At 59.4% G+C, this 22,864-nt stretch carries 21 protein-coding genes and 1 tRNA gene; 12 read left to right on the plus strand and 10 right to left on the minus strand.

Features of this window, described 5'->3' with window-relative positions; genetic code table 11:
* Window positions 1-46 precede the first annotated feature (46 nt).
* The gene (gene pflA / locus BN1117_RS02040) at window positions 47-844 is read left to right on the plus strand and encodes a pyruvate formate lyase 1-activating protein (RefSeq protein WP_082032538.1); all 798 of its coding nucleotides are present in this window, start codon (window positions 47-49) and stop codon (window positions 842-844) included.
* Window positions 845-932: 88 nt separating this feature from the next.
* Window positions 933-1,574, plus strand: a complete 642-nt coding sequence (locus BN1117_RS02045; protein WP_040094533.1) for an energy-coupling factor ABC transporter permease — start codon at window positions 933-935, stop codon at window positions 1,572-1,574.
* A 77-nt stretch (window positions 1,575-1,651) separates the two neighbouring features.
* Here the strand turns inward: BN1117_RS02045 and BN1117_RS02050 are convergent, their stop codons facing one another.
* Together BN1117_RS02050 and ycfP are read right to left on the minus strand one after the other, a co-directional pair.
* Window positions 1,652-2,944 (minus strand): NAD(P)/FAD-dependent oxidoreductase, encoded by a 1,293-nt coding sequence (locus BN1117_RS02050; RefSeq protein WP_040094535.1) that lies wholly within the window; start codon window positions 2,942-2,944, stop codon window positions 1,652-1,654.
* A gap of 74 nt (window positions 2,945-3,018) precedes the next feature.
* Window positions 3,019-3,558: an alpha/beta hydrolase YcfP gene (gene ycfP, locus BN1117_RS02055; RefSeq protein ID WP_040094537.1), complete on the minus strand. Its 540-nt coding sequence runs from the start codon at window positions 3,556-3,558 to the stop codon at window positions 3,019-3,021.
* Between the two features lie 484 nt (window positions 3,559-4,042).
* Here ycfP and BN1117_RS02060 point away from each other — a divergent pair, with 484 nt between their 5' ends.
* Window positions 4,043-5,449, plus strand: coding sequence for a nucleobase:cation symporter-2 family protein (locus BN1117_RS02060; RefSeq protein WP_040094539.1), 1,407 nt, complete (start codon window positions 4,043-4,045; stop codon window positions 5,447-5,449).
* A 63-nt stretch (window positions 5,450-5,512) separates the two neighbouring features.
* On the opposite strand, the gene BN1117_RS02065 is transcribed toward BN1117_RS02060, so the two are convergent.
* The 7 genes from BN1117_RS02065 to BN1117_RS02090 all read right to left on the minus strand — a co-directional run bounded on the left by BN1117_RS02065 (window position 5,513) and on the right by BN1117_RS02090 (window position 12,444).
* Window positions 5,513-7,309 carry a M3 family oligoendopeptidase gene (locus BN1117_RS02065; RefSeq protein WP_040094540.1) on the minus strand — a complete coding sequence of 599 codons (1,797 nt, stop codon included), beginning with the start codon at window positions 7,307-7,309 and terminating at the stop codon, window positions 5,513-5,515.
* 128 nt (window positions 7,310-7,437) lie between these two features.
* On the minus strand, window positions 7,438-8,358 hold the full coding sequence (locus BN1117_RS02070) for a DUF808 domain-containing protein (protein ID WP_040094542.1): 921 nt from the start codon (window positions 8,356-8,358) through the stop codon (window positions 7,438-7,440).
* 1 nt (window position 8,359) lies between these two features.
* The gene (locus BN1117_RS19600) at window positions 8,360-8,500 is read right to left on the minus strand and encodes a hypothetical protein (RefSeq protein ID WP_167334805.1); all 141 of its coding nucleotides are present in this window, start codon (window positions 8,498-8,500) and stop codon (window positions 8,360-8,362) included.
* A gap of 298 nt (window positions 8,501-8,798) precedes the next feature.
* Entirely contained in the window at window positions 8,799-10,058 is a 1,260-nt protein-coding gene (locus BN1117_RS02075) for a dicarboxylate/amino acid:cation symporter (RefSeq protein ID WP_040094544.1), read from the minus strand.
* 204 nt (window positions 10,059-10,262) lie between these two features.
* Window positions 10,263-10,694: a CC0125/CC1285 family lipoprotein gene (locus BN1117_RS02080; protein WP_052441389.1), complete on the minus strand. Its 432-nt coding sequence runs from the start codon at window positions 10,692-10,694 to the stop codon at window positions 10,263-10,265.
* 216 nt (window positions 10,695-10,910) lie between these two features.
* Window positions 10,911-10,987, minus strand: a tRNA-Pro gene (locus BN1117_RS02085).
* 113 nt (window positions 10,988-11,100) lie between these two features.
* Window positions 11,101-12,444, minus strand: coding sequence for a dihydroorotase (locus BN1117_RS02090; protein ID WP_040094547.1), 1,344 nt, complete (start codon window positions 12,442-12,444; stop codon window positions 11,101-11,103).
* 80 nt (window positions 12,445-12,524) lie between these two features.
* On the opposite strand from BN1117_RS02090, the gene BN1117_RS02095 reads away from it, so the two are divergent.
* Window positions 12,525-13,400: a 6-pyruvoyl trahydropterin synthase family protein gene (locus BN1117_RS02095; protein ID WP_040094549.1), complete on the plus strand. Its 876-nt coding sequence runs from the start codon at window positions 12,525-12,527 to the stop codon at window positions 13,398-13,400.
* A gap of 67 nt (window positions 13,401-13,467) precedes the next feature.
* Here BN1117_RS02095 and BN1117_RS02100 read toward each other — a convergent pair whose 3' ends face one another.
* Window positions 13,468-15,480, minus strand: coding sequence for a methyl-accepting chemotaxis protein (locus BN1117_RS02100; protein ID WP_040094550.1), 2,013 nt, complete (start codon window positions 15,478-15,480; stop codon window positions 13,468-13,470).
* Window positions 15,481-15,731: 251 nt separating this feature from the next.
* Between BN1117_RS02100 and hinT the strand changes: the two genes are divergently transcribed.
* From hinT to secD, 8 genes are all read left to right on the plus strand, one after another.
* On the plus strand, window positions 15,732-16,082 hold the full coding sequence (gene hinT, locus BN1117_RS02105; protein ID WP_040094552.1) for a purine nucleoside phosphoramidase: 351 nt from the start codon (window positions 15,732-15,734) through the stop codon (window positions 16,080-16,082).
* Window positions 16,082-17,530: a COG3014 family protein gene (locus tag BN1117_RS02110; RefSeq protein ID WP_040094554.1), complete on the plus strand. Its 1,449-nt coding sequence runs from the start codon at window positions 16,082-16,084 to the stop codon at window positions 17,528-17,530. The genes hinT and BN1117_RS02110 overlap by 1 nt, the downstream gene beginning before the upstream one ends.
* An 83-nt stretch (window positions 17,531-17,613) precedes the next feature.
* Window positions 17,614-18,012: a YcfL family putative periplasmic lipoprotein gene (locus BN1117_RS02115; RefSeq protein WP_040094556.1), complete on the plus strand. Its 399-nt coding sequence runs from the start codon at window positions 17,614-17,616 to the stop codon at window positions 18,010-18,012.
* Entirely contained in the window at window positions 18,012-18,608 is a 597-nt protein-coding gene (lpoB, locus tag BN1117_RS02120; RefSeq protein WP_040094558.1) for a penicillin-binding protein activator LpoB, read from the plus strand. The genes BN1117_RS02115 and lpoB overlap by 1 nt, the downstream gene beginning before the upstream one ends.
* The gene (locus tag BN1117_RS02125) at window positions 18,598-19,443 is read left to right on the plus strand and encodes a choline kinase family protein (protein ID WP_052441391.1); all 846 of its coding nucleotides are present in this window, start codon (window positions 18,598-18,600) and stop codon (window positions 19,441-19,443) included. Before lpoB ends, BN1117_RS02125 begins: the two co-directional genes overlap by 11 nt.
* 3 nt (window positions 19,444-19,446) lie before the next feature.
* Window positions 19,447-20,304, plus strand: coding sequence for a DUF6279 family lipoprotein (locus BN1117_RS02130; RefSeq protein ID WP_040094560.1), 858 nt, complete (start codon window positions 19,447-19,449; stop codon window positions 20,302-20,304).
* Between the two features lie 96 nt (window positions 20,305-20,400).
* A complete protein-coding gene (locus BN1117_RS02135) occupies window positions 20,401-20,835 on the plus strand; it encodes a hypothetical protein (RefSeq protein WP_040094562.1) in 435 nt (144 codons plus the stop codon).
* Between the two features lie 155 nt (window positions 20,836-20,990).
* Window positions 20,991-22,793, plus strand: a complete 1,803-nt coding sequence (gene secD, locus BN1117_RS02140) for a protein translocase subunit SecD (RefSeq protein ID WP_040094564.1) — start codon at window positions 20,991-20,993, stop codon at window positions 22,791-22,793.
* The last annotated feature ends 71 nt before the right edge of the window (window positions 22,794-22,864 follow it).

Here is a 22,864-nt window from a genome sequence, read left to right on the forward strand (position 1 = left end):
GTTTATGTAATAAAATAACGGCCTGCTCGAATCGTTGGAGTTGTTTATGTCTGTCATTAATCGGATCCCTGCCGTTGAAATCAGCCAGCCAGCCGGAGCTCACGGCACCGTTGGCCGGATCCATTCCGTTGAAACCTGCGGCACTGTCGATGGTCCGGGGATACGCTTTATCGTATTCATGCAAGGCTGCCTGATGCGCTGCAAGTACTGCCACAATCGCGATACGTGGGATACCGAAGGTGGCCGCGAAGTGACGGTGCCGGAGTTGATGAGTGACATCACCAGCTATCGCCACTTCATGAATGCCTCCGGCGGTGGCGTGACAGCGTCCGGCGGTGAAGCCATGCTGCAACCGGCTTTTATTACCGAACTGTTTACCGCCTGCAAAGAGAAAGGGATCCACACCTGTCTCGACACCAACGGCTTCGTCCGTCATCTCGACGAACAGGTGGACCAGCTGCTCGAACAGACCGATCTGGTGCTGCTCGACATCAAACAGATCAATGACGAGAAACACATTCCGCTGACCCATGTCAGCAACAGATACACCCTGGAGTTTGCCCGCTATCTGGCGGCCAAAGGCAAGACCATGTGGATCCGCTACGTGGTGGTGCCGACCTGGAGCGACGACGACGAGAGCGCTGAAGGGCTGGGCCAGTTTATCGCCGAACTGGGCGAGAGCGTGGAGAAGGTGGAGCTGCTCCCCTACCATGAGTTGGGCAAACACAAGTGGGACGTACTGGGCGATACCTATGATCTGAACGGGATCAAGCCCCCCAGCAAGGAGACCATGGAACGGGTCAAGGGCATCCTCGGCAAGTACCACGACAACGTCAAATATTGATGGTAAAAGCAGGCTGACTCGTCAGCCTGCTCTGCTATGGGTCGGTCGGAAAGGCCGTCCGGACTCTACTGCATGAATGGACGACAAGATGAGTGAAGGACAACTCGCCGCTCTCCTGGTCTGGCTGGTACTGCTGGCCTTTAGCCTGCGCCACTCCCTGTGGCAGACCCTCCATGGCAATCCCCTCTATCAGCACCTGTTGCTGGGCAGTGCCATCGCGCTGGTACCGCTCTGGTATCTAAGGGCCGGTCTGCATGAGGGGCTGGAGGTCCATTTTCTCGGGCTCACCACCCTCACCCTGTTGTTGGGCTGGCGACTGGCGCTGCTCGCCCCCTGCCTGACCCTGCTGGTGCTCGGCTACTTCGGTGTCACCAATCTGGCCGATTTTGGCTGGCAAGCGCTGGTTGGTATCGCCCTGCCGGTCGCCACCAGCTGGCTGCTGTTTCTGGCCAGCTGGGCCTGGCTGCCACGCCATCTTTTTGTCTACCTCTTCGTCGCCGCCTTTCTCGGTGGTGCCATCACCATCTCGGTCAAGCTGGCCGCCAGCGCATTGCTGATGGGACTGAGCGACAGCTACCCCTGGCACACCATCACGGCAGATTACCTCTCCATCTGGCCGCTGCTGCTGTTCCCCGAAGCCCTGCTCAACGGCATGGCGATGACGGTGCTGGCCATCTACCGCCCTCACTGGGTCAATACCTTCTTCGACCGCACCTATCTGGGCCGATAACACCTCGCTGCAACCGCCATAAAAAAGGAGAGGCCATGGCCTCTCCTTTCAGATCCCGTGTCAACGCCCTTGCAGGCTTAGTGCAGCTTCAGGGTTGGGCGCAGTACCCGGTTGATGCGACCCACCAGCATGATGAGGCCGGTCTTGACGTAACCGTGCAGGGCGATCTGGTGCATCCGGTAGAGGGAGATGTAAACCAGACGGGCGATGTAGCCCTCCACCATCATGGAGCCGCGCATCAGGTTACCCATCAGGCTGCCCACGGTGGAGAAGCGGCTGAGGGACACCAGCGAACCGTGGTCGTGATAGAGGTAAGGTTTGAGCTCTCCACCATTAATTTTGGCCAAGATATTTTTGAACGCCTGGGTCGCCATCTGGTGGGCAGACTGGGCACGCGGCGGCACGAACTTGCCGTCCGGCTGCGGGCAGGCGGCGCAGTCACCGATCACGAAGATGCTGTCGTCGCGGGTGGTCTGCAGGGTCTCTTTCACCACCAGCTGGTTGATGCGGTTGGTCTCAAGACCCGCGATATCCTTCATAAAGTCAGGCGCCTTGATACCGGCCGCCCACACCATCAGATCCGCTTCAATCAGCTCACCATCCTTGGTGTGCAGACCATCGCTGGTCGCTTCGGTGATCATGGTGGCGGTACGTACGTCCACGCCCAGCTTAACCAGCTCCTGATGGGCGGCGCCACTGATGCGCTCAGGCAGAGCCGGCAGGATGCGCGGGCCTGCTTCCACCAGGGTCACCTTCAGGCTGTCGGTGGTGAGGTTCTTGAAGCCGTAGGCGTAGAGCTGCTCGACCGCGTTGTAGAGCTCGGCAGAGAGCTCAACGCCGGTTGCGCCGCCACCAACGATGGCAATCTTCACCTTGTCGCCCGGCTTATATTCGGTAGCGAACTGCAGGAAGCGGTTCATCATGCTGTTGTGGAAGCGGTGTGCCTGGGAGGGGCTATCGAGGAAGATGCAGTTATCCTTGATGCCCTTGGTGTTGAAATCGTTGGAGACAGAGCCGATAGCCATCACCAGATAGTCGTAGGGCAGCTCACGCTCATGAACGACCAATTCACCATTCTCATCATGGATGGGGGCCAGTACGATACGCTTTTCATCGCGCTTGATATCGGTCAAGGTGCCAAGCTGGAAGTCAAAACCGTGGTTCTTGGCGTGAGACTGGTAGCTCAGGGCATCAATGCCCGCATCCATGGAGCCGGTGGCCACTTCATGCAGCAGCGGCTTCCACAGGTGGGTGCGGTTACGGTCAACCAGGGTGATCCTGGCCTTGTTCTTTTTGCCAAGCTTGCGGCCCAGACTGGTGGCCAGCTCCAGGCCACCGGCGCCGCCGCCGACAACGACAATATTCATCATGATGATTTTCCTCGGTTCCTCAAAACGAAAGGGAGCCATTGGCTCCCTAAAACGAAATCGGTCAACGTGATGGTTCAGGCTTCTTTGAAGGCCTTCATCCTCTGCAGATGATGCGAGATATTTTTGAACTTATGAGTCTCGCGCTCATCCCACACGATGTCGTAATAGTTCTTCAATTCACGTTCAGTGTCCCGATTATCTCGCACTTCATCCGCCACGGAAAGGATACACAGGCAGTTTCCTGAATTTTTCTTACGAAACTCAGTTACACACTTGGTGCCGATATCGTCATATTCTTCCGGCCGGTCTATCTTGCCCTGCATGTTATCTTCCGGATGGAGGTTAGGGTTGAAGATCACCTGGCGAATGCCGCACAGAAAACCGATCCGCTCGCTCCAGTAGCCCCCCAGACCCACGCCGCAGATCAGCGGTTTTGGATCGGTACTCATATCGAGCTGTTTTTTCACTTCCTTGAGCAAGTGGCTCATATCATGACGGGGGTGAACCGTGCTGTAGTGCACGAAACGCACATCATCATCAATAAACTGCAACTGCAGCACTTTCTCGTGATTGCCGGGGCTGGTGGCATCAAAGCCATGCAGATAGATGATCATGGACAAGACCTCAAAAACTGTGTCGGTTCTATCGAAACTACCGCAGCGTCGACACCGCGCGCTACCAAAATATCTCTCTTTCTTGCTTTGGATCACGCCACTGTCCCTGATTACACCTGATGGCTCGCAGCTACCTCCCCATACGGGAGAGGACCTTGATATCAAAGTGAGAGCAGCGGCCCGATAATGATACACCAGTTACCAATCTGAGAGCCCCGACACGGACACCAGGTGCAAAGTGGCAAGCACCTGTCAGGCCAGGTTGTGACTCATCCCGCAAAAACAAGGCGTTATCGCCAAAGGTTTTCGCTCATGAGCGGCATTGTGCATGTTTTGTGCACTGACCCGTGCTGCACCGGCTCCCTCTCACTACTGCCGAGGGATCTGGCACCTCTGCCAATACACGCGATCAATGACCGGGAAAGCTGCGGCTTTCACTATCTTGCCTGTAGCAGTTGCGCGGGCTTCAAGGAGTGATCTGTTCATGAACGAGACCAATCCCCCCTCCCCCCGACCGGGTGCGCGCAAGCGCCCGGTGGATGAAGTGGAGCGCATGCTCCCCATGGGCCAACTCTTTACCCTGGGCCTGCAACATGTGCTGGTAATGTACGCCGGCGCCGTGGCGGTGCCATTGGTGATTGGCGGCAGCCTGGGGCTGCCCAAGGATCAAATCTCCTACCTTATCAGTTCGGATCTCTTCTGCTGCGGCATCGTCACCCTGCTGCAATGTATCGGGATTGGCCGCTTTGCCGGGATCCGGCTGCCGGTCATCATGTCGGTCACCTTTGCCGCCGTGATGCCGATGCTGGCCATCGGAGCCAACCCGGATCTGGGGCTGACCGGCATCTTCGGCGCCACCATCGCCGCCGGTATCATCTCGACCCTGCTGGTGCCGCTGATAGGTCGGCTGATGCCGCTCTTCCCCACCGTCGTGACCGGGGTAGTTATCACCTCCATCGGGATCAGCATTATGCAGGTGGGGATCGACTGGATGGCGGGGGGCAAGGGCAATCCGGAATATGGCAGCCTGCGCTATATCGGCACCAGCTTTCTGGTGCTCGTCTTTATCCTGTTGGTGACCCGCTTCACCAAGGGCTTTTTCAGCAATATTTCGGTGCTGCTCGGGATCATCTTCGGCTTCGTGGTAGCCACCGCCATGGGCGAAGTGAGCCTCGATGGCCTCGGCGAGGCAGCCTGGTTTGCCCCCATAGTGCCCTTCGCCTTCGGCTGGCCCACCTTCGATCCCATCTCCATCGCCACCCTGACGGTGATCATGCTCATCACCTTTATCGAGTCGATGGGGATGTTTCTGGCCCTTGGCGACATCGTCGGCCATCCGGCCAGGCGCGGAGATATCGTGCGCGGGCTGCGAGTAGATGGTATCGGCACCATTATTGGTGGGGTATTCAACAGCTTCCCCCACACCTCGTTCTCCCAAAATATCGGTCTGGTGAGCGTGACCGGGGTGTCGAGTCGCTGGGTCTGTGTGATGTCGGGAGGGATCCTGCTCGCCTTTGGCCTTATCCCCAAGATGTCGGTACTGGTCGCCTCCATCCCGCCCTTCGTGCTGGGGGGTGCCGGTATCGTGATGTTCGGCATGGTGCTGGCCACCGGTATTCGCATCCTGGCGCGCACCGATTACAGCGGCAACCGTCACAACCTCTATATCGTCGCCATCAGTCTTGGAATTGGCATGATCCCGACGGTCTCCGGGAATTTTTTCCAGCAGCTGCCGGCGCAACTACAACCACTTTTTCATAGCGGTATCCTGCTTGCCACCATCAGCTCGGTGCTGCTCAACCTCTTCTTCAACGGCTATCAGCCGGACCTGAGTCACCAGACCCGTCCTCTGTTCGTTGGTCCCATCAAACCGCAGCAAGAGCAGGCATAGCAAACAGGCCCCCGGACAGCGAGACTGTCCGGGGGCCTGTTGTTCATATCACCGCTGACCCAATCAGGCAGGCAACTGCGCGAAGCGCTCTACCGCCTGCGCTACTTGTGCCAGACTCTCCTGCCAGAAGGCGGCCTCACGGATATCCTGCCCCAGATGCTTGGCTACCAGATCTTCGGCGCTCATCCGGCCGGTATCGCGCAACAAGGCGCGATACGCCTCGGCCACGCCCTCTTCCCCCGCCGCCTTGCGGCTCATCAACTGCTGATAGACCCCGAGGCTGAACAGATAACCGAACAGATAGGGGTAGTTGTAAAAGCCAAACCCGGCGATGGAGAAGTGCGCCTTGGCCGCCCAGAACATGGGATGATAGCGGGTAAGACTCCCCTCATACCAGCGCCCCCATGCCTCGTCAGTCAACGCCTTGAGCCGCTCTGCCGGCACATAACCCTGCGCCCGCTCGGCCACCAAGGCCTGCTCGAAATCGAAGCGGGCCGGGATATTGACCAGGAAGGTGGCAGCGCCATCGGCTTCGGCCCAGGCGATGGCCAGCTGCTCTTCCGTGCTTTGCGCCTGTTCAAACAAGGCGCTACGCACCAGGGTTTCGGCAAAAATAGAGGCGGTCTCCGCCAGCGTCATGGGGTAACGGCGCTGGCTCATCGGCAGATCGCGGATCACCCAGTTATGCCAGGCGTGACCCAGCTCATGGGCCAGGGTAATGACGTTATCCATGGTGCCAGCATAGGTAACAAAGACCCGTGGCTCGACCGGTTCGGCAAACTTGGTGCAGTAGGCGCCGGTGCGGCGATTTGGCGTGGGCGCCCCATCAATCCACCCCTTCTCGGCCATCATGCGGGCAAATGCCCCCATCTCGGGATCGAATCGGCTAAAGGCATCGGCAATCAACTCGATCGCCTCATCAAACGGAATGTCACGGCTGCTGGAAGCTGGCGGCGGCGCAAAGAGATCCTCCGGCCCCAGCTCATCTATGCCAAGGCGCTCGGCCATCAGCCCCAGCGCCCGCTGGCCCAACCCACGGGCTCGCCAGGTTTCGCTCATCAGGGTATCCAGGGTGGCTCGCTCGATATGGCTCTGGTGGCAGGAGAGATCCAGCGCATCGAGCAAACGGCTGTTGCCACGCTGGCAGGCCAGCTCCAGCCGCCAGCCATTGAGAGCATTGAGGATGGCGGCCACCGTCTCCTGCTCTCCTTCCCAGCCAGCACTGATGGCATCGAACGCCTCAAGGCGCAATGCCCGCACCGGGCTGGAGAGCAGATTGCTCGCCTCGGCCAGTCCCATCTCGCGGCCATCAATGGTCAAGCGGATCTTGCCCACCAGATCGTTGTAGAGGTTGCCCCAGGCATGAAGGCCATCGGTGCCAAGGCCGATCACCAGCTGCTCAGCCGCCACCGGCAGGCGCTGATCCTGCAAGCGACGCTCATGGCGCAGGCGGTACGCCTCTTCACCGAGCAGGGGATCCGTCATCAGCGCGGCGAACTCCTCTTCCGGCAACGCCAACAGCAAATCCTCCACCGGCGCGAGCGTCTTGAACAGGTCGGCATTGAGGGCACGGGCACGGGACGCCAGCTGTTTGGCCTGCGGATCCCGCGCATCCTGGCTGCCGCGACACGCGGCCAGGATCGCCACATTCCAGCCAATGTTGTGAATGTCCCGAGTCCGCAGCCGCGCCTCCCGTAAAAAATCCTGCAACGCGGCGGCATCGTTGCGCACCCCGTCCAGACCCGTCATAAAGCTGGCAAGCGCCTCCAGCGCGCCGCGGGCAGCGTTCATGTCCGCTTCCAGCTCGGGGCTATCGAGGCCCGGGTAGATATGATCGTTATTCCACTGTTGTTGATACATAGCGTCTCGCAAAATCCTTTATCAGGAGGCGCACCAAGCCTGAGGCTCGGTCTCCCGAAGGCAAAAAAAGAGATGAGGAACAAGAGAGCACATGGCCCACAAGCCCCTTAATCCATATGCGTTATTCCTTATCCCTTGGCCGGGGCAAGGCGGCTCGCCAGCGTCATCATCACAACCAGCAGCAGACCCGCCACCACACCGGCTACGGCATTGAGCAGCGTCGGCGTCACCGCCGCCAGTACCGCCCCCACTGTGGGCAGAGTGGCAACGACAGCGGCTGCGCCTTCAATCAGGTGATGGGCAAAAGGCCAGCCATGCACCAAAATGCCACCGCCCACCATAAACATGGCAATGGTACCGACCAGTGCCAGAATACGCATCAGACGGGGCGCCGTCACCAACAGCCCTTGCCCCACTGCGCGGCGCAGGGCGCTGCCATCAGGCTTTTGCAGCAAATGCAGGCCGATGTCATCGAGCTTGACGATCAGCCCCACCAACCCGTAGACCCCGATGGTCATCAACAGGGCGATGCCCGCCACCACCGATAGCTGCAGGGCGAGGCTCGCCCCCTGTACCGTGCCAAGGGCGATGACGATGATCTCGGCAGAGAGAATAAAATCGGTGCGGATCGCCCCCTTCACCTTCTGCTGCTCAAACGCCACCAGATCATCAGGAATAGGAGCAGTGTGTGCCTCACCTTCACTCGCCTCATGGGGCAGGAACTTGTGAGCCAGCTTCTCGGCCCCCTCAAAGCAGAGGTAAGCGCCTCCCAGCATCAAGAGTGGCGTGATAAGCCAGGGCACCAGGGCACTGATGGCGATGGCGGCGGGCACCAGAATTAGCTTGTTGCGCAACGACCCCTTGGCCACCGCCCACACCACCGGCAGCTCCCGCTCGGCGCGCACCCCGGAGACCTGCTCCGCGTTGAGGGCCAGATCGTCCCCCAACACCCCGGCGGTCTTCTTGGCCGCCATCTTGGTCATCAGCGCCACGTCATCGAGCACGCTGGCGATATCGTCGAGCAGGGCCAACAAACTGGTTCCGGCCATATCAGAGAATCCTTATATCAGTGAGAAACGTCTTCCCGAAAAATGTCTCGCGCTTGTTCACCACGACCTTGGTCATCAGCGCCACGTCATCAAGCACGCTGGCGATATCGTCGAGCAGGGCCAACAAACTGGTTCCGGCCATATCAGAGAATCCTTATATCAGTGAGAACAACCCCGGGAGAGAGGCGTACGTCCCGATAACCACCGGGGTCAACAGGGCTACCTCATGGCGATCGCAGACCATCATCGGCCGAGCCAAGAATCCGGCGCTCGCCATCGGGGTGACGTCTTTCGGGCAAAAGATGGCACAGTGTAACGAGAAGCCGCCGTTTCGGCAGTTGCCAGACGCAGGAAGTTGACCGCTACCATAAAAAATCCCTGCCATGCACATGACAGGGATTGTGACTGCTGACGCGGCAACAAACGCCAGCACCTCTTGCTTAGGCGTTAGCGGTTTCACCTTCGGCTAGCGGAGCAGCTTCACCCAGACTGTGCTCCGTCTTGGCAACCACACTGGCGGCGATGGCGTTACCGAGCACATTGGTGGCAGAGCGCCCCATGTCGAGGAAGTGGTCGATGCCCAGCAGCAGCAGGATGCCCGCCTCCGGGATATGGAACTGATTGAGGGTCGCGGCAATCACCACCAGCGAGGCGCGCGGTACCCCGGCCATCCCTTTCGAAGTGACCATCAACAGCAGCAGCATGGTGATCTGCTGGGCCATGGAGAGCTCGATGCCATACGCTTGGGCGATAAACATCACCGCGAAGGTACAGTACATCATGGAGCCGTCGAGGTTGAAGGAGTAACCCATCGGCAGCACGAAGCTGGCGATGCGCTTGTCACAACCGAACTTCTCCAGACGATCCAGGGTCTTCGGATAGGCAGCTTCAGAGCTGGCGGTAGAGAACGCCAGCAGAATGGGCTCGCGGATCAGCGCCAGCAGCGTGATAACGCGGCCACGCAGGAACACGCTGCCCATGGCAACCAGCAGCAGCCAGAGGCAGCCGAGCGCGATATAGAACTGGGCCATAAAACTGCCGTAGGTGACCAGAATACCCAGCCCCTCTTTAGCGACCATGGCGGCAATGGCACCAAACACCGCAAAGGGCGCAAAGTTCATCACATAACCGGTCACTTTCAACATGATCTCGGCGGCGCTGGCCATCAGCATCACCACAGGCTTGGCCAGGTCCCCCAGTGCGGCCGCAGCCAGACCGAAAAAGAGTGAGAACACCACAATCTGCAGGATCTCGTTAGTGGCCATCGCTTCGACCACGCTCTTGGGGATGGCGTGGGTCACAAAATCTTTCAGGGTAATGGCACCGGCAGCAATACCCGAGCTGGCGGTGTCATTGGGCAGGGAGAGTGAGAGCCCCACCCCCGGCTGCATCAGGTGGACCATTGCCAACCCCAGGCTCAGGGACATCAGAGAAGCCAGCATAAACCAGCCGAGGGTCTTGGCACCGATACGCCCCACGGTGCGGGTGTCGCCCATCTTGGCGATGCCGACCACCAGGGTAGTGAAGACCAGGGGAGCGATGATCATCTTGATCAGGCGCAGGAAGATATCGGTCAGGATGGTGATGTTATTGGCGAAATCCGCTGCCTGATCGACCGCAAACAGGCGATAGCCCTGTCCGGTGAGGATGCCAAACATCATGGAGATGAGGATGGCGACCGTCAGTTTATTCATTTTCATGGGGGAGTCCCGGGTTTGATTGGTGCAAGCTGTGTTGGGTTAGATAGGCGTCACAACAGTCCGTTTCTGTGATCCTGGCCGTTGATTCCAGGGGGCCGGTATGCTTGGAGAATGCCTAAAAGCAGGGGGTAAATCTAGAGGTTGAAACCAGAATTTTATGCTGCCATTAGATGTATTAGATATGGAACTTGCCGAACAACGATATTAATCGCCGTTTATTTTTATTTCTGCGAGATATTTTGTTGATAACGCCTGAGGATCGACCGCGCGGGATAACAGCGTGACGGTCAGTAGCGCCGAGATGGTGTGTTGTACCTGCATCTGCGATATAAAGCGATCCGGTTCATCCTCGTCAAAGCCGAAGATAGGCCGTGATGGGGTTACCCTGACGGCATCGCGGTTAATGGTCAGCTCATCGACCTTGAGCCAAGCGTAACCATCCTCCAGCGCCAGCTCCCCTGCCCGCTTGAGCATATATTTGCGGGCAGTCTCTCGGTCCACCAGATCGTTACCAACGAACTCCAGTTGCCACTTGTCGGGGGCAAGCCGGGTCTGGGAGAAACCGGTCTGGCCGTTCCAGAACGACTTTTCACTATGGTAAGGGGTGGCGCAACCCACCAACAGCAGAGTGAGCATCAGCAGACAACAGGGTTTAGATACGGATGCAGACACGAGAGGCCTCGCCAGGCAAATGAGCAACAGAGTTGTTACTACACCATAAAGCGCGGTGGCAGCACAATCTGCTCACGCCAGCAGCGACCAGCATGCATCACCACATGCTTCACGCCTGTGCGGCGAATCGCAGGCAAAAGAAAAGGCCTTGTCGTTTGACAAGGCCTTTACCGGGGAATTTGGTCGGTGTGAGAGGATTCGAACCTCCGACCCTCTACACCCCATGCAGATGCGCTACCTGGCTGCGCTACACACCGACTAAAGTCAGCTCGGCTGACGGGGGCAGAGTTTATGGAGATGACCCCGCCCTGTCAACAGAGAAACGCCGCCAATTCCCCGGCCAGGGTGCGTTCGCCTGCTTTGCGAACAATCAGCGGTTAAAGGTCAGCCGCTTGCCCAGGATCTGGTCAGTCAGCTGGCCGTTTTGCCAGGCAATCTGACCGTTGACCAGGGTCATCTCTATCGTGCTGTGAAAGCGGTATCCGTTGAAAGGAGACCAGCCGCACAGATAGAGGAGGTTGTCATCGTTAACCACATAGGGCTTGCCCAGATCCAGCAGTACCAAATCGGCGAAGTAACCCTCGCGGATATAACCGCGATCTTCTACCTGAAAACGCTCGGCCACCGCGTGGGAGGTCTTCTTGACGATGGTTTCCAGCGAGAATACCCCGTTGTGGTAGAGCTCCAGCAGCGCCTGCAAAGAGTGCTGCACCAGCGGTACGCCGGACGGCGCCTTGAAATAGCTGTTCTGCTTCTCTTCCCAGGTGTGGGGTGCGTGGTCGGTGGCGATGATGTCGAGCACATCGTTGCGCACCGCATCCAGCAGCGCCTGCTGGTCAGCCGCGCTCTTCACCGCCGGGTTGCACTTGATCAGGCTGCCCTGGGTCTCGTAATCGGCCTCATTGAAGAACAGATGGTGCACACATACCTCGGCGCTGATGTTCTTGTCCTTGAGCTCCTTCAGGTCCGGAGTGGCGGTAAAGAGCGACAGCTCTTTCGCCGTGGTCAGGTGCAGCACGTGCAGCTTGGCACCGTACTGCTTGGCCAAAGAGACTGCCAGGCTGGAGGATTTGTAGCAGGCATCGGCGCTGCGGATGCGGCCGTGCTCGCCCATCGGCACATCTTCACCCCATTTGGCGCGGGCTTCGTCCTCCAGCACCTTGATGGTAGGCGTGTCTTCGCAATGGGTGACAATCATCACCGGGCTCTCGCGGAAGATGGCGGCCAGGGTCTCCTGATTATCCACCAGCATGTTGCCGGTCGAGGCCCCCATGAAGATCTTGATGCCACAAGACTGTTTCGGATCGAGCTTCTTGATCTCTTCCAGGTTGTCGTTGGTGGCACCGAGGTAGAAGCTGTAGTTGGCGACGGAGGAGTTGGCGGCGATCTGGTATTTGGCTTCGAGGGCGTCGAGGGTGGTGGTCTGGGGATTGACGTTGGGCATTTCCATGAAACTGGTGGTACCACCGGCCACGGCGGCGCGGGATTCGCTGGCGATGGTCCCTTTGTGGGTCAATCCCGGCTCTCGGAAGTGGACCTGATCATCGATCATTCCGGGGATCAGGTGACGACCTGCGGCATCGATAACCAGCGCATCGGGCGCCTCGATATCCGGGGCAATGCGGGCAATCCGTTCACCCTCGATCAACACATCAGAGGCATAGATACGGCCTTCGTTGACCAGGGTGGCATTCTTGATAAGCAGTCTGTTCATGGGGGGTTCCAGTTCCTTTGCCGATAATCGCGGGTCATAATAGCGCAAAACTGCCCTTTCTCTGTAGCAAGGCCTGACTGATGAAGTTATTTGTAAGAGATTTGACCGTGATCGACTCCAGCTACCTGTGCGAACGCCGCGGCATGGTGGGCGAGAGCTGGCTGGTAGACATTGAAATGAGCGGCGAGCTCAACGAAATGAGCATGCTGCTGGACTTTGGCCGGGTAAAGAAGCTGATCAAGTCGATCATCGATGACGAGGTGGACCACAAGTTGCTGGTGCCGACCGAGTGCCCGCTGATCCACGTCGAGACACTGGATGGTGACGAAAGCACGGTGGATCTGCTGCGCCCGGGGCGCTCCATCCATCTGCGCAGCCCGAGTCAGGGCTTTGCCTTTATCCCGGCCCCGCAGGTCGACAAGGAGTCGGTCACTCGCTACCTGCTGGCGGTGCTGGCCAAGCGCCTGCCAGGCAATATCAAGGATCTGTCGCTCACCCTGCGTCAGGAGGCGATCACCGGTGCCTTCTACCACTACAGCCACGGCCTGAAAAAGCACGACGGCAACTGCCAGCGCATCGCCCATGGCCACCGCTCCCCCATCGAGATCCATGTCGATGGTGAGCGCGACCAGGAGCTTGAGCTCAACTGGGCCGAACGCTGGGGCGATATCTACCTCGGCACCGAGGAGGACAAGGTGGCGCTGACCGAGCTCACCCTGAGCCCCCGTGCCGATGCCCAGCTTGGCGAGCATCACACCGGCTTCAAATATGTGGCGCCGCAGGGGCTGTTCCAGCTGGCCATCCCCAGCGCCGAGGTGGAGATGATCGATACCGACACCACGGTCGAGCTGCTGGCCTGCTACATCGCCCGCGAAGTAAAGAAGATGGTGGGCGACAAGTTCGTCAAAATTGTCGCCTATGAAGGGGTCGGCAAGGGCGCCATCGCCTACGCCTGACCCTTGCCAGTAATAGATAAGGCCCCGCATCTGCGGGGCCTTATGGTTGGCGGGATGGTGGTGCGTCTCAGGCGCTGAGCCGAAAGCGCTTGACCAGGCTCTCCTGCTGCTCGGCAAGGGAGTCCAGCTGCTGGCTGGTCTCGGCCACCCGCTCGATCCCCTGATAGTTGAGATCCGAGATATCGGAGATGCGGTTGAGGTTGGTGGCGATGTCGGCGCTGGTGGCCTGTTGCTGCTCGGCGGCAGAGGCAATCTGGCTCGACATGTCGCTGATCAGCACCACAATCCCCTGCACCTCCTCCATGGCGTTGTTGGCATGAGAGCTCTGATCCACGCAGCTGTCCATCTCGCGAGAGCACTCCTGCATCACGGTCACCGCCTTGGCGACCCCCTGCTGCAGGTTCTCGATCATGGTCTGGATCTCGCTGGTGGACTGGGCGGTACGGCCCGCCAGACTGCGCACCTCATCCGCCACCACCGCAAAGCCGCGCCCCTGCTCACCAGCGCGGGCCGCCTCGATGGCAGCATTGAGGGCCAGCAGATTGGTCTGCTCGGCAATGCCACGAATAACATCGAGGATGTTGCCGATCTGACTGCTCATGGCACTCACGTCACCAATCACCTTGCCGGTCTGTTGCAGCTTGCCCGCCAATTGATGAGTGGTGGTGATATTGCCAGCCATCACCTTGCGACCCATTTCTGACGCCTTCTCCACATCCATCACCCGCTCCAGGGTCTGGTTGGCAGCCTGAGCCACCTCCCGCACCGAGGCCTCCATCTGGGTCATGGCAGCAGCGACCGAGGCGGTCTCCTGCCGCTGCTTCTCCAGATCGGCCCGTACCGATTCGGTGGTGTGGCGGTTGCCGTGGGCGGCATCGTTAAGCTGGGCCGAGGCTTGTGAAAGCTGCGCCAGCACCTCCCCCATCTGGGCGATAAGCAGGTTGATCTGGCTGCCCAGCTGACCAAATTCGTTGTTGCTGCGAAAACCGATACGCTGGGTCATATCGCCCTGGGTCACTTCGGTCAGCACCCGCAACAGCTCTTTGAGCGGACGGCGAATGGCCTTACCCAGGGTATAAGCCACCAGCATGGCGATCAGGATAGCAACCGCTATGCTGGTTCCCTGGGTCAGGGTGCTCTGGCGCTGCGCAGCTTTGGCATGCTGAATGCTCTGGTTCATCAGCTGCTGGCTCTGCGCGGTGATCCGCTCAAGTCGGTTCTGGATCTCGACAATCAGGGCGCTGGCCTGCTTGCTCTTCTCCCGCATCTGTTCCTGCTGCTGCATCAGCACCAGATATTGGGCCAGTACACCTTCATTACCTGTGGTATCGCGCACGAAACCATGGATGTAGTGACCCATGTTGTTGTCGAAATCCTTGAGCTCCCCTTGCAGATCCTTGATGGTGCTGTTGAACCCCTCAATCTGCATCCTGTTGCGTTTAAGGGCACCCTCAATGGGTGCGGGAATAGTCTGGTTGAGGGCGTCCATGGTGGAGAGTTCGATGGCGGAGAGTTTGGTGGTCAGGGTCTCGGAGAGCATCTTGATAAAGCTGTCGTCGATGGTGATCATCATATCACCCAGGTTCTTCTTGAACTGAGGCAAGCTGACCTGAAACTGTCCCTTGGCCAGATTGACTTTGTGCAACCGGGTAAGCAGTGCTTCGTGTTCACCGGGCAAGGTGTCGGTCAGTTGCAGGTATTGCTGAACCTGCTGGCCAAGGGCGGCCATCTCCCCCTGCAGTGCAGGGTGAGCTGCAACCTGTTCACCCAGTGTTGCCAGGGTCTGGTCAACCTGAGCTTTGGCCTGCTTCAACTTGGCCACTTCGGTCGGCAGCTGTTTGAGGTCCTGCTCGGTGAGCACATCCCCCAGCCACTTGTTGGCGCTGAGCAGGGTGATCTGGGTCTGACTGCTGGCAATCACCAGCGGCATCGACTGCTGGGTAACCTGCTCCAGCGCGTTCCCCAGGGTCTCCTGACTACGAAATGTGAGTAGTGAACTGGCCCCCATCACGGCCACCAGGATCGCGAAGCCAAGATAGACTCGCTGCAAGATGGAGAGATCCGACATTGTTTGTTTCATTATTATCCCGCTGTATATGCAAAAGTCCCTTGCCTGAGTACCCCGTCCTTTTGATACCCTGCAGACCACCCTCAACAGGCGCTGCAGCTGACGTTCCTCTGGCTATCGGTATTTTTAACAATAACTGAAGGGAATGGGACATCAGCTGTGTCAAATGTCGGCTTGTGTCACACTTGGCGTGCTGCTCGCCCCCCTTTCGGGAGCCGCTTGGGGTTCTAGTTCAATTTTCTGTTTCCTATAGGGAGTTAGCCATGGCGCAAGAAACCATTTTCAGCAAAATCATCCGTAAAGAGATCCCCGCCGACATCCTTTACCAGGACGATCTGGTCACTGCATTTCGCGATATCCAGCCCAAGGCCAAGACCCATATCCTGATCATCCCCAATGTGCTGATCCCCACCGTCAATTATGTGGAAGCCGAACATGAACTGGCCCTTGGCCGGATGTTCACTGTGGCCCGCAAACTGGCCGCCGAGGCGGGTATCGCCGAAGATGGCTACCGCCTCATCATGAACTGCAACCGCCACGGTGGGCAGGAGGTCTACCATATCCACCTGCATCTGGTCGGCGGCCAGCCGCTGGGGCCGCTGCTCAGCCTGTAATGCATCGATACCGCTTCACCTGCCGCAGCGCCCTGTTGCTCTGCGGCGCCCTGCTGTTGCTGGGGGGGTGCGCCTCCCGCTGGCAGGATATGTTCGTCTCCTACTCCGATCAGATGGTGCCCCTGCGCAACCAGCTGCTGCTAGGCCATGCCGCCGAGGCGCTGCCCGAGGTACGCGACTCCACCCTCGGCGATGACACCTTTGTCCTCGATCGCCTTGAACAGGGGCGTATTGCCTGGCTGGCCGGTCAGGATGCTGGCAGCAAGCAGGCGTTCACCGCCGCCGACAACCGCCTTGAGTGGGAAGATAATCAGGCACAATACCGGCTGAGCCACGGGTTCGATCAGGTGGGTAGCCTGCTCACCAACGATCAGTCTATGGCCTATCGTACTCCCGATTACGAACGCACCATGCTGCACCACTATCTGGCCCTCAACTACCTGCAACGGGGGGATGCCGATGGCGCCCTGGTGGAGGTGCGCCGGGCCAATCAGGTGCAGGAGCAGGCCCTGAAACGGCGAGCCGACGAGGTGCGCAAGGCAGAGGATAAGCGCGAAGAGGCCGAGGCCGATATCACCACTGAAGGCGAAATGCGCCAGCTGATGTCGCGCGGCGCACCGGATCTCGACCGGCTGATCGGCAAGGTCAAGAACGGTTTCCAGAACGCCTACACCTTCTATTTTTCCGCCGTGCTCTATGAGGCGGCCGGGGATCTCAACGACGCCTGGGTCGACTATCAGCGCGGCTACCAGATAGCGCCGGACAACCGCAGCCTGCAAGATGCCTTACTGCGCCTGGCTGTGCTGCGTGGCTCACCGGACGAGATCCGCGCGACCGAGAAAAAGGTGGGCCGCAAAGCGCTGCCCCTTGCGAAAGATCAAGGCCAACTGGTGGTGCTGTTTGAAGATGGCTTGATCCCGGCGCGGCGCGAGCTGTTCCTGCCGCTGCCCATCTCCACTTCCAGCGGCGATTTTCGTACCTTTACCGTGGCCATCCCCTATTACGATAATCGGGCCAGCGACACCGGCCCGCTGACGTTGGAAGTCGGCAAGGGGGCCTGGCAGACCAGCGAGCTGGTCAGGCTGGAAGCGCTGGCCGCCAAAGATCTGCAAGAGCGGCTGCCCGGCATGCTGACCCGCCAGGCGCTGCGACTGGTGGCCAAGGAGCAGATGCGCCGCACCGCCGCCAAAGAGGGGGGCGATCTGGGCAATATTCTGGTGGGGATCTTCAATACCCTCTCGGAGCGAGCCGATACCCGCAGCTGGCTGACGCTACCAGCGCAGGCATCAAGCTGGCAGGGGATGGTGCCGGCAGGTGACATCAACCTCACCCTGAGCGCGGGGGCTGCGCAGCGGCAATTGCCGCTGACCATTCATAGCGGCCGTACCACCCTGGTGTGGGTACAGCGCCTCGGCGCTGGTCTGACCACCCGGGTGATGCCGCTCTGAGCAGATGGCAAAGAGAGATGAGCAAGACAATTAACCGGGCAGGCTCACACGCGGCCCCACTCACCCCGATTAAGGAGAGCAAGATGAAAGCATACGGGTTGGCCCTCGGGATCGCGCTGCTGCTGACCGGCTGCGCCACCAACACCTCAGGCGTGGCGCTCTATGGCCCGGCGGGCGGTGCAGCCACGCAGGAGCCGCATCAAAACGTCAACGTCACCCTGACCGAGCTGAGCCGCCGTGAACAGAACGGCCTGCTGCAGGTCAATGTGGCCGCCGCCAGCACCCAGCGCGGCGATAACAAGCTGCAATATATCTTCTATTGGTATGATGACGCCGGTCAGGAGGTCGCCAGCGATGGCCGCGGCTGGACCCCCATCAAGCTGCATGGCTATCAGACCCGCACCCTCTCCGCCCTGGCCCCCAGCCCGGCGGCGCAGGGTTACCGGATTTACGTACGCGAAGTGATTGAGGAATCCAACTGATGAAAATGAATCATGCCCTGCTGATATTGACCTCTGCATTGCTCTTGGGCGGCTGCTCCAGCACCACCGTCAGCTATGGCGATCCCACTGAAACCGAAACCGTCACCGTCGATTATGGCTCGACCGACCTGCAGGCTATCGCCGACAAGATGGCGGACTCCATGCTGGCCTCCCCCGCTACCAGCGAGATCACCGCTGGCGGGCGTCCGGTGATGTTTATGGACTCTATCCGCAACAAGACCTCCGAGCACATCGATACCGAAGCCATCACCGATACCATCCGCACCAAGTTGCTGCGGGCCGGTAAGTTCCGCTTCGTCGACATGAGCAAGGTGGCCGCCGTCAAGCAGCAGCTCGAATACCAGCAGAGCAGCGGCATGGTTGACCCGGCCTCCATGGTACGACTGGGCAAGCAGACCGGTGCCCGCTACATGGTCTATGGCAACCTCGCCAGCATCGTCAAGGACAACGGCAAGGTGAAGGATGTCTACTACCAGATGACCATGAACCTGATGGATCTGCAAAGCGGCGAGCTGCTGTGGGCCGATCAGAAAGAGATCCGCAAACAGGCGAAGAAATCCACCTTTGGCTGGTAACAGGCTCCCGCTGACGGGCAACTGTGATCCGTTGCTGGCCAGCCTGCCCGCCCCCTGGCGAGAGGGCACATTGATACCACTCGGGGTGGGGCTGACCAACTGCAACTATCGACTGCACCTCCCCTCCGGGCGCAGTTACTTTTTGCGTCAAGGCCACCCCGATCCGCTTCGTCTTGGCATCGACCGAGCTACCGAGTGGCAGCTTTATCAGGGGGCGATGACCGAAGGGCTGGCGCTGCCTTGCCACTATGGCGATCCCGCCAGCGGCCTGATGCTACTCGAATGGTGCGATGAGCCAAACTGGACGGTCGCGGCGCCACCGGCCGCCGATCAGCCCCTGCTGCTGGCAGAGGTGCTGCGCAAGCTCCATTGCTTGCCGCTACCTGCGGTGGTGATGGCGGTGCGAGCTCACGCTGCGGGCTATCGCGCCCGCCTGGCCCACACTCCCTCCTGGCTGCCCGCGCTGGAGCGGGGCTTGCTCGCCTGCAGTGAGCCAAATGATTGCTGGCGCCCTTGCCACCATGATCTCAATCCGGCTAACTTGTTGGGAAGCAAACCCTGGGTCATCGATTGGGAATACGGCGCGACCGGGCACCCCGGCTTTGAACTCGCCAGTATCCAGCGAACCCATGAGTGGCCCGCCGAGCGGCGTGACGAGCTGGAAGCGCACTATCTGCTGGCCCTGCCGCGCCACCAGTGGCCCGATTTTCAGAGCGAGGCGTTTTTACCCTGGGTCGACTATATCGGCCTGCTCTGGGCCCTGCTGATGGCAGAGCGACAGCCCTCACTCGACTATGACACCCTGATCGCCATCAACCGGCAACGACTGGAGTAACAGATGATAAACAAGGTGCGCTGGCACAAGCCGAAAACCTGGGGTCTGCTGCTGATCGCCCTGCTGCTGACCGGCTGCTCTACCCGGGTGATCTACTACTGGCTCGATACCGCCATCATCTGGCAGCTGGATGACTATTTCGCCCTCTCCTCCTCTCAAAAGAAACTGCTCAGTCGTGAAGTGAAGGGGTTGATGGCCTGGCACCGACAGCATGAGCTGCCTCGCTACGCCAAGGATCTCGACGCGCTGGCCAAGGCGGTCGCCAGCCCCATGACGCCGGCCCAAATTGCCACTCATCTCGATACGGCTCAGCACAGCCTCACGCGCACACTGGAAAATACCATTCCCCGGACCGTCAAGCTGGCACGCACCCTCACCGACGAGCAGGTGGCCCGCTTTATGACCGACAGGGTTAAGCGGCAACAGGATCGCCAGCGCGATTTTGCCACCGAATCCCGCGAACAGATGCTGGCGGAGTTTCGCGACAAGATGAACAAACGACTCACATTCTGGATTGGCAAAGTAAAGCCTGCTCAGGAACCGCTGGTGGCCCAGTGGGCCGAGTGGCAGTACGAGCTGATGCCCCCCTGGCTGGAATTTCAGGAGTCCTGGACCCTGGAGCTGGACCGGCTAATGAAGCAGCGGCAAAACCCGGACTTTAGTCAGGCGTTGAGCGCCCTGCTGGCCGAAGGGGATGGCCTGATGGATGGCCGCTTTACCGGCTATACCGAGCAGTCTCGCCAGCGTACCGTCAACTGGCTGAGTGACCTCAGTCAGTCGCTGGATATCTCCCAGCGTGCCCATCTCTACTCCCTGCTCAAGGGTTATGCCCGTGACTTCAACAAGATGGGTGGCCGTTGATACGATGACCGGACAGGCATCAACAACTCGCTATGACCTTGTTACAGATAAGGGCTTGTGGTAGCTTGCACACTCTATTTTTCTGGAACTGACTCTTTGCGCCTTATCGACAAAGTCAAACTGGTGCTGGTAACCCTGGTTATCGCCCTCACCCTGCTTTGTTCCATCGCACGAATGGAAGGCACGCTGCTACCCGTATCTCCCCACAGTGAACAGCAGCAGACTCAGGTGTTCAATCAGCTTAGCGACAGTGATGATGGCCTCATCAAGTTTGTTGGCAGCCATCAAAATCATCTGCTTCGCCTAGAACAGTCCCTGCGTGATGACCATCAACCCAAAAGTGTGGTCTATGAACTGATCATGAGCTGGTCTGCCCAGGCCATCCTGCTGTTGCTGCTCGGTTGGCTGTTACTTACGCCCGAGCTCTATCACAGACAGAGTTTTCGCGATCGCTTCGGTGCGATCCATCGGCACCATCTACAGCGCCAACATCTCCAGTACCGCTTTACCCAGAGTTATCTGATCGCCTGACCCGAGGGGTTGGCGCATCGACTGTTTGTACCTCTCCTCTTCCTGACGGATCCGGCTGCTGCCTGATCCGCATCTGATGCATCCCATTTTTTGCGCCTTGCCGAGCCTTGCTGCTATGGCCAGCGCACCATTCTCCTGACAGAGGCTTATTTGCCATGAGAAAGAGCAATCGCACCATTCTTAACCGCATGAGCAAGTGGCAGTATGCACTGCTGCTGTTGATGCTGTTGACCTTTACCTTTTACTCCCTGCCCACCTTTTTTGGTGAGCAACCCTCCCTCGGCCTGCACGGACAGCAGCGCCTGACCAACCAGCAGCAGATGTTGCTGAGCGACACCCACCTGACACCGGTCAAGGTGATCGAGCAACCTGAGCGGGTTGAGCTGGTGTTTGCCAGCCAGGGCGAGCAGCAGCGCGCCAAGCAGTTGCTGGAACAACAAGGGGTCGACAGTGCCGCGCTGACCCTGGAGTTTCACTCCAATGCGCCGGCCTGGATCACGCGTCTGGGCGCCGATCCCATCAAGCTGGGGCTCGATCTGCGAGGCGGCTCCCAGCTGCTGATCGGGGTGGACGTGGATTTTGTTATCGACACCCAGACCAAAAATCTGGTGGATACCCTGCGTACCCGCTTCCGTGAAGCCAACCTGCGCGGCGCCAGCGTCACGCGCACGACACAAGGCGCGGTAGCCGTCACCCTGCCGGAGGTCGCCGAACAGGAGAGCTGGCTCGCCATCATCAAGGAGAGTGCCGGTACCCGTCAGGATCAGTGGAAGCTGACCCGCTCCGGCAATGATCTGAAACTGGTGCTGAGCGAGGCGGAGCGCACCCTGCTGGCCAACAATGCTGTGACCCAGAACCTGTCGATCCTGAAAAAGCGGATCAACGAACTCGGCATCGTCGAAGCCTCGGTGGTGCGTCAAGGGCAAGATGGCATTCGTATCGAACTGCCCGGGGTACACAACCCCAAGCAGGCAAAAGAGGTGATCGGGGCCACCGCCTCCCTGGCCTTCTACGAAGCCAAAGCCGACAGCCACTTCTATATCGCCGATCGCAACGGCCAGGCCGTCGGCATGGCACGCAAGCCGGTACTGACCGGCGAGCACATCGTCGATGCCCGCGCCAACATGGGCGAAATGGGCCAGCCCCAGGTCAATATCGTGCTCGACACCCTGGGTGGCAGCAAGATGAACCAGTTCAGTCGCCAGCACGTGGGCAAGCCGATGGCGACCGTTTTCACCGAGTACAAAACCAACGCCCAGGGCAAACTGCGCGCCCAGAGCGAGGTGATCAACGTCGCCACCATCCAGACCGCCCTTGGCAATCAGTTCCGCATCACCGGCATTGGCAGTCTGCCGGAGGCGCAAGAGCTGGCCATGCTGCTGCGTGCCGGTGCCCTCACCGCCCCGCTCAAGATCCTCGAAGAGCGGTCTATCGGTCCGACGCTGGGGATGCAGAATATCGAGGCAGGCTTCACCGCGCTGGCCTTCGGCATGGCAGGCATGATGCTGTTCATGATGGCCTGGTATCGCAAGTTCGGCTGGGTTGCCATCACGGCGCTGGTCGCCAACCTGTTGATGCAGGTGGGGATGCTGGCGGTGCTGCCGGGCGCCGTGCTGACCCTGCCGGGGATCGCCGGTCTGGTGCTGACGGTGGGCATGGCGGTGGATACCCATGTGCTGATCTTCGAGCGGATCAAGGACCGGCTGCGAGAAGGGGGATCGCTGGCCAACGCCATCGATTTTGGCTACCGCTCAGCCTTCCACACCATTTTCGATGCCAACATCACCACCCTCATCTGTGCCGTGGTGCTCTACTCCATCGGCTCCGGGCCGCTGCAGGGCTTCTCCGTCACCCTTATTCTGGGTCTGCTCTCCAGCATGATCACCGGGATCTGGGGCACCCGCGCCATCATCAACCCCCTGTGGGGACGCAGCAGCGAGCGCGCGCTGAAGGTGTAACGGGACAGCTGTCCCTCTGATGAGCAGCTTTGGCGGCGGTATCGGCCATGGATATGGCCGGGGCATGCCAA

Origin of the sequence: Aeromonas australiensis, from assembly GCF_000819725.1 — a bacterium.
Classification (GTDB): domain Bacteria; phylum Pseudomonadota; class Gammaproteobacteria; order Enterobacterales; family Aeromonadaceae; genus Aeromonas; species Aeromonas australiensis.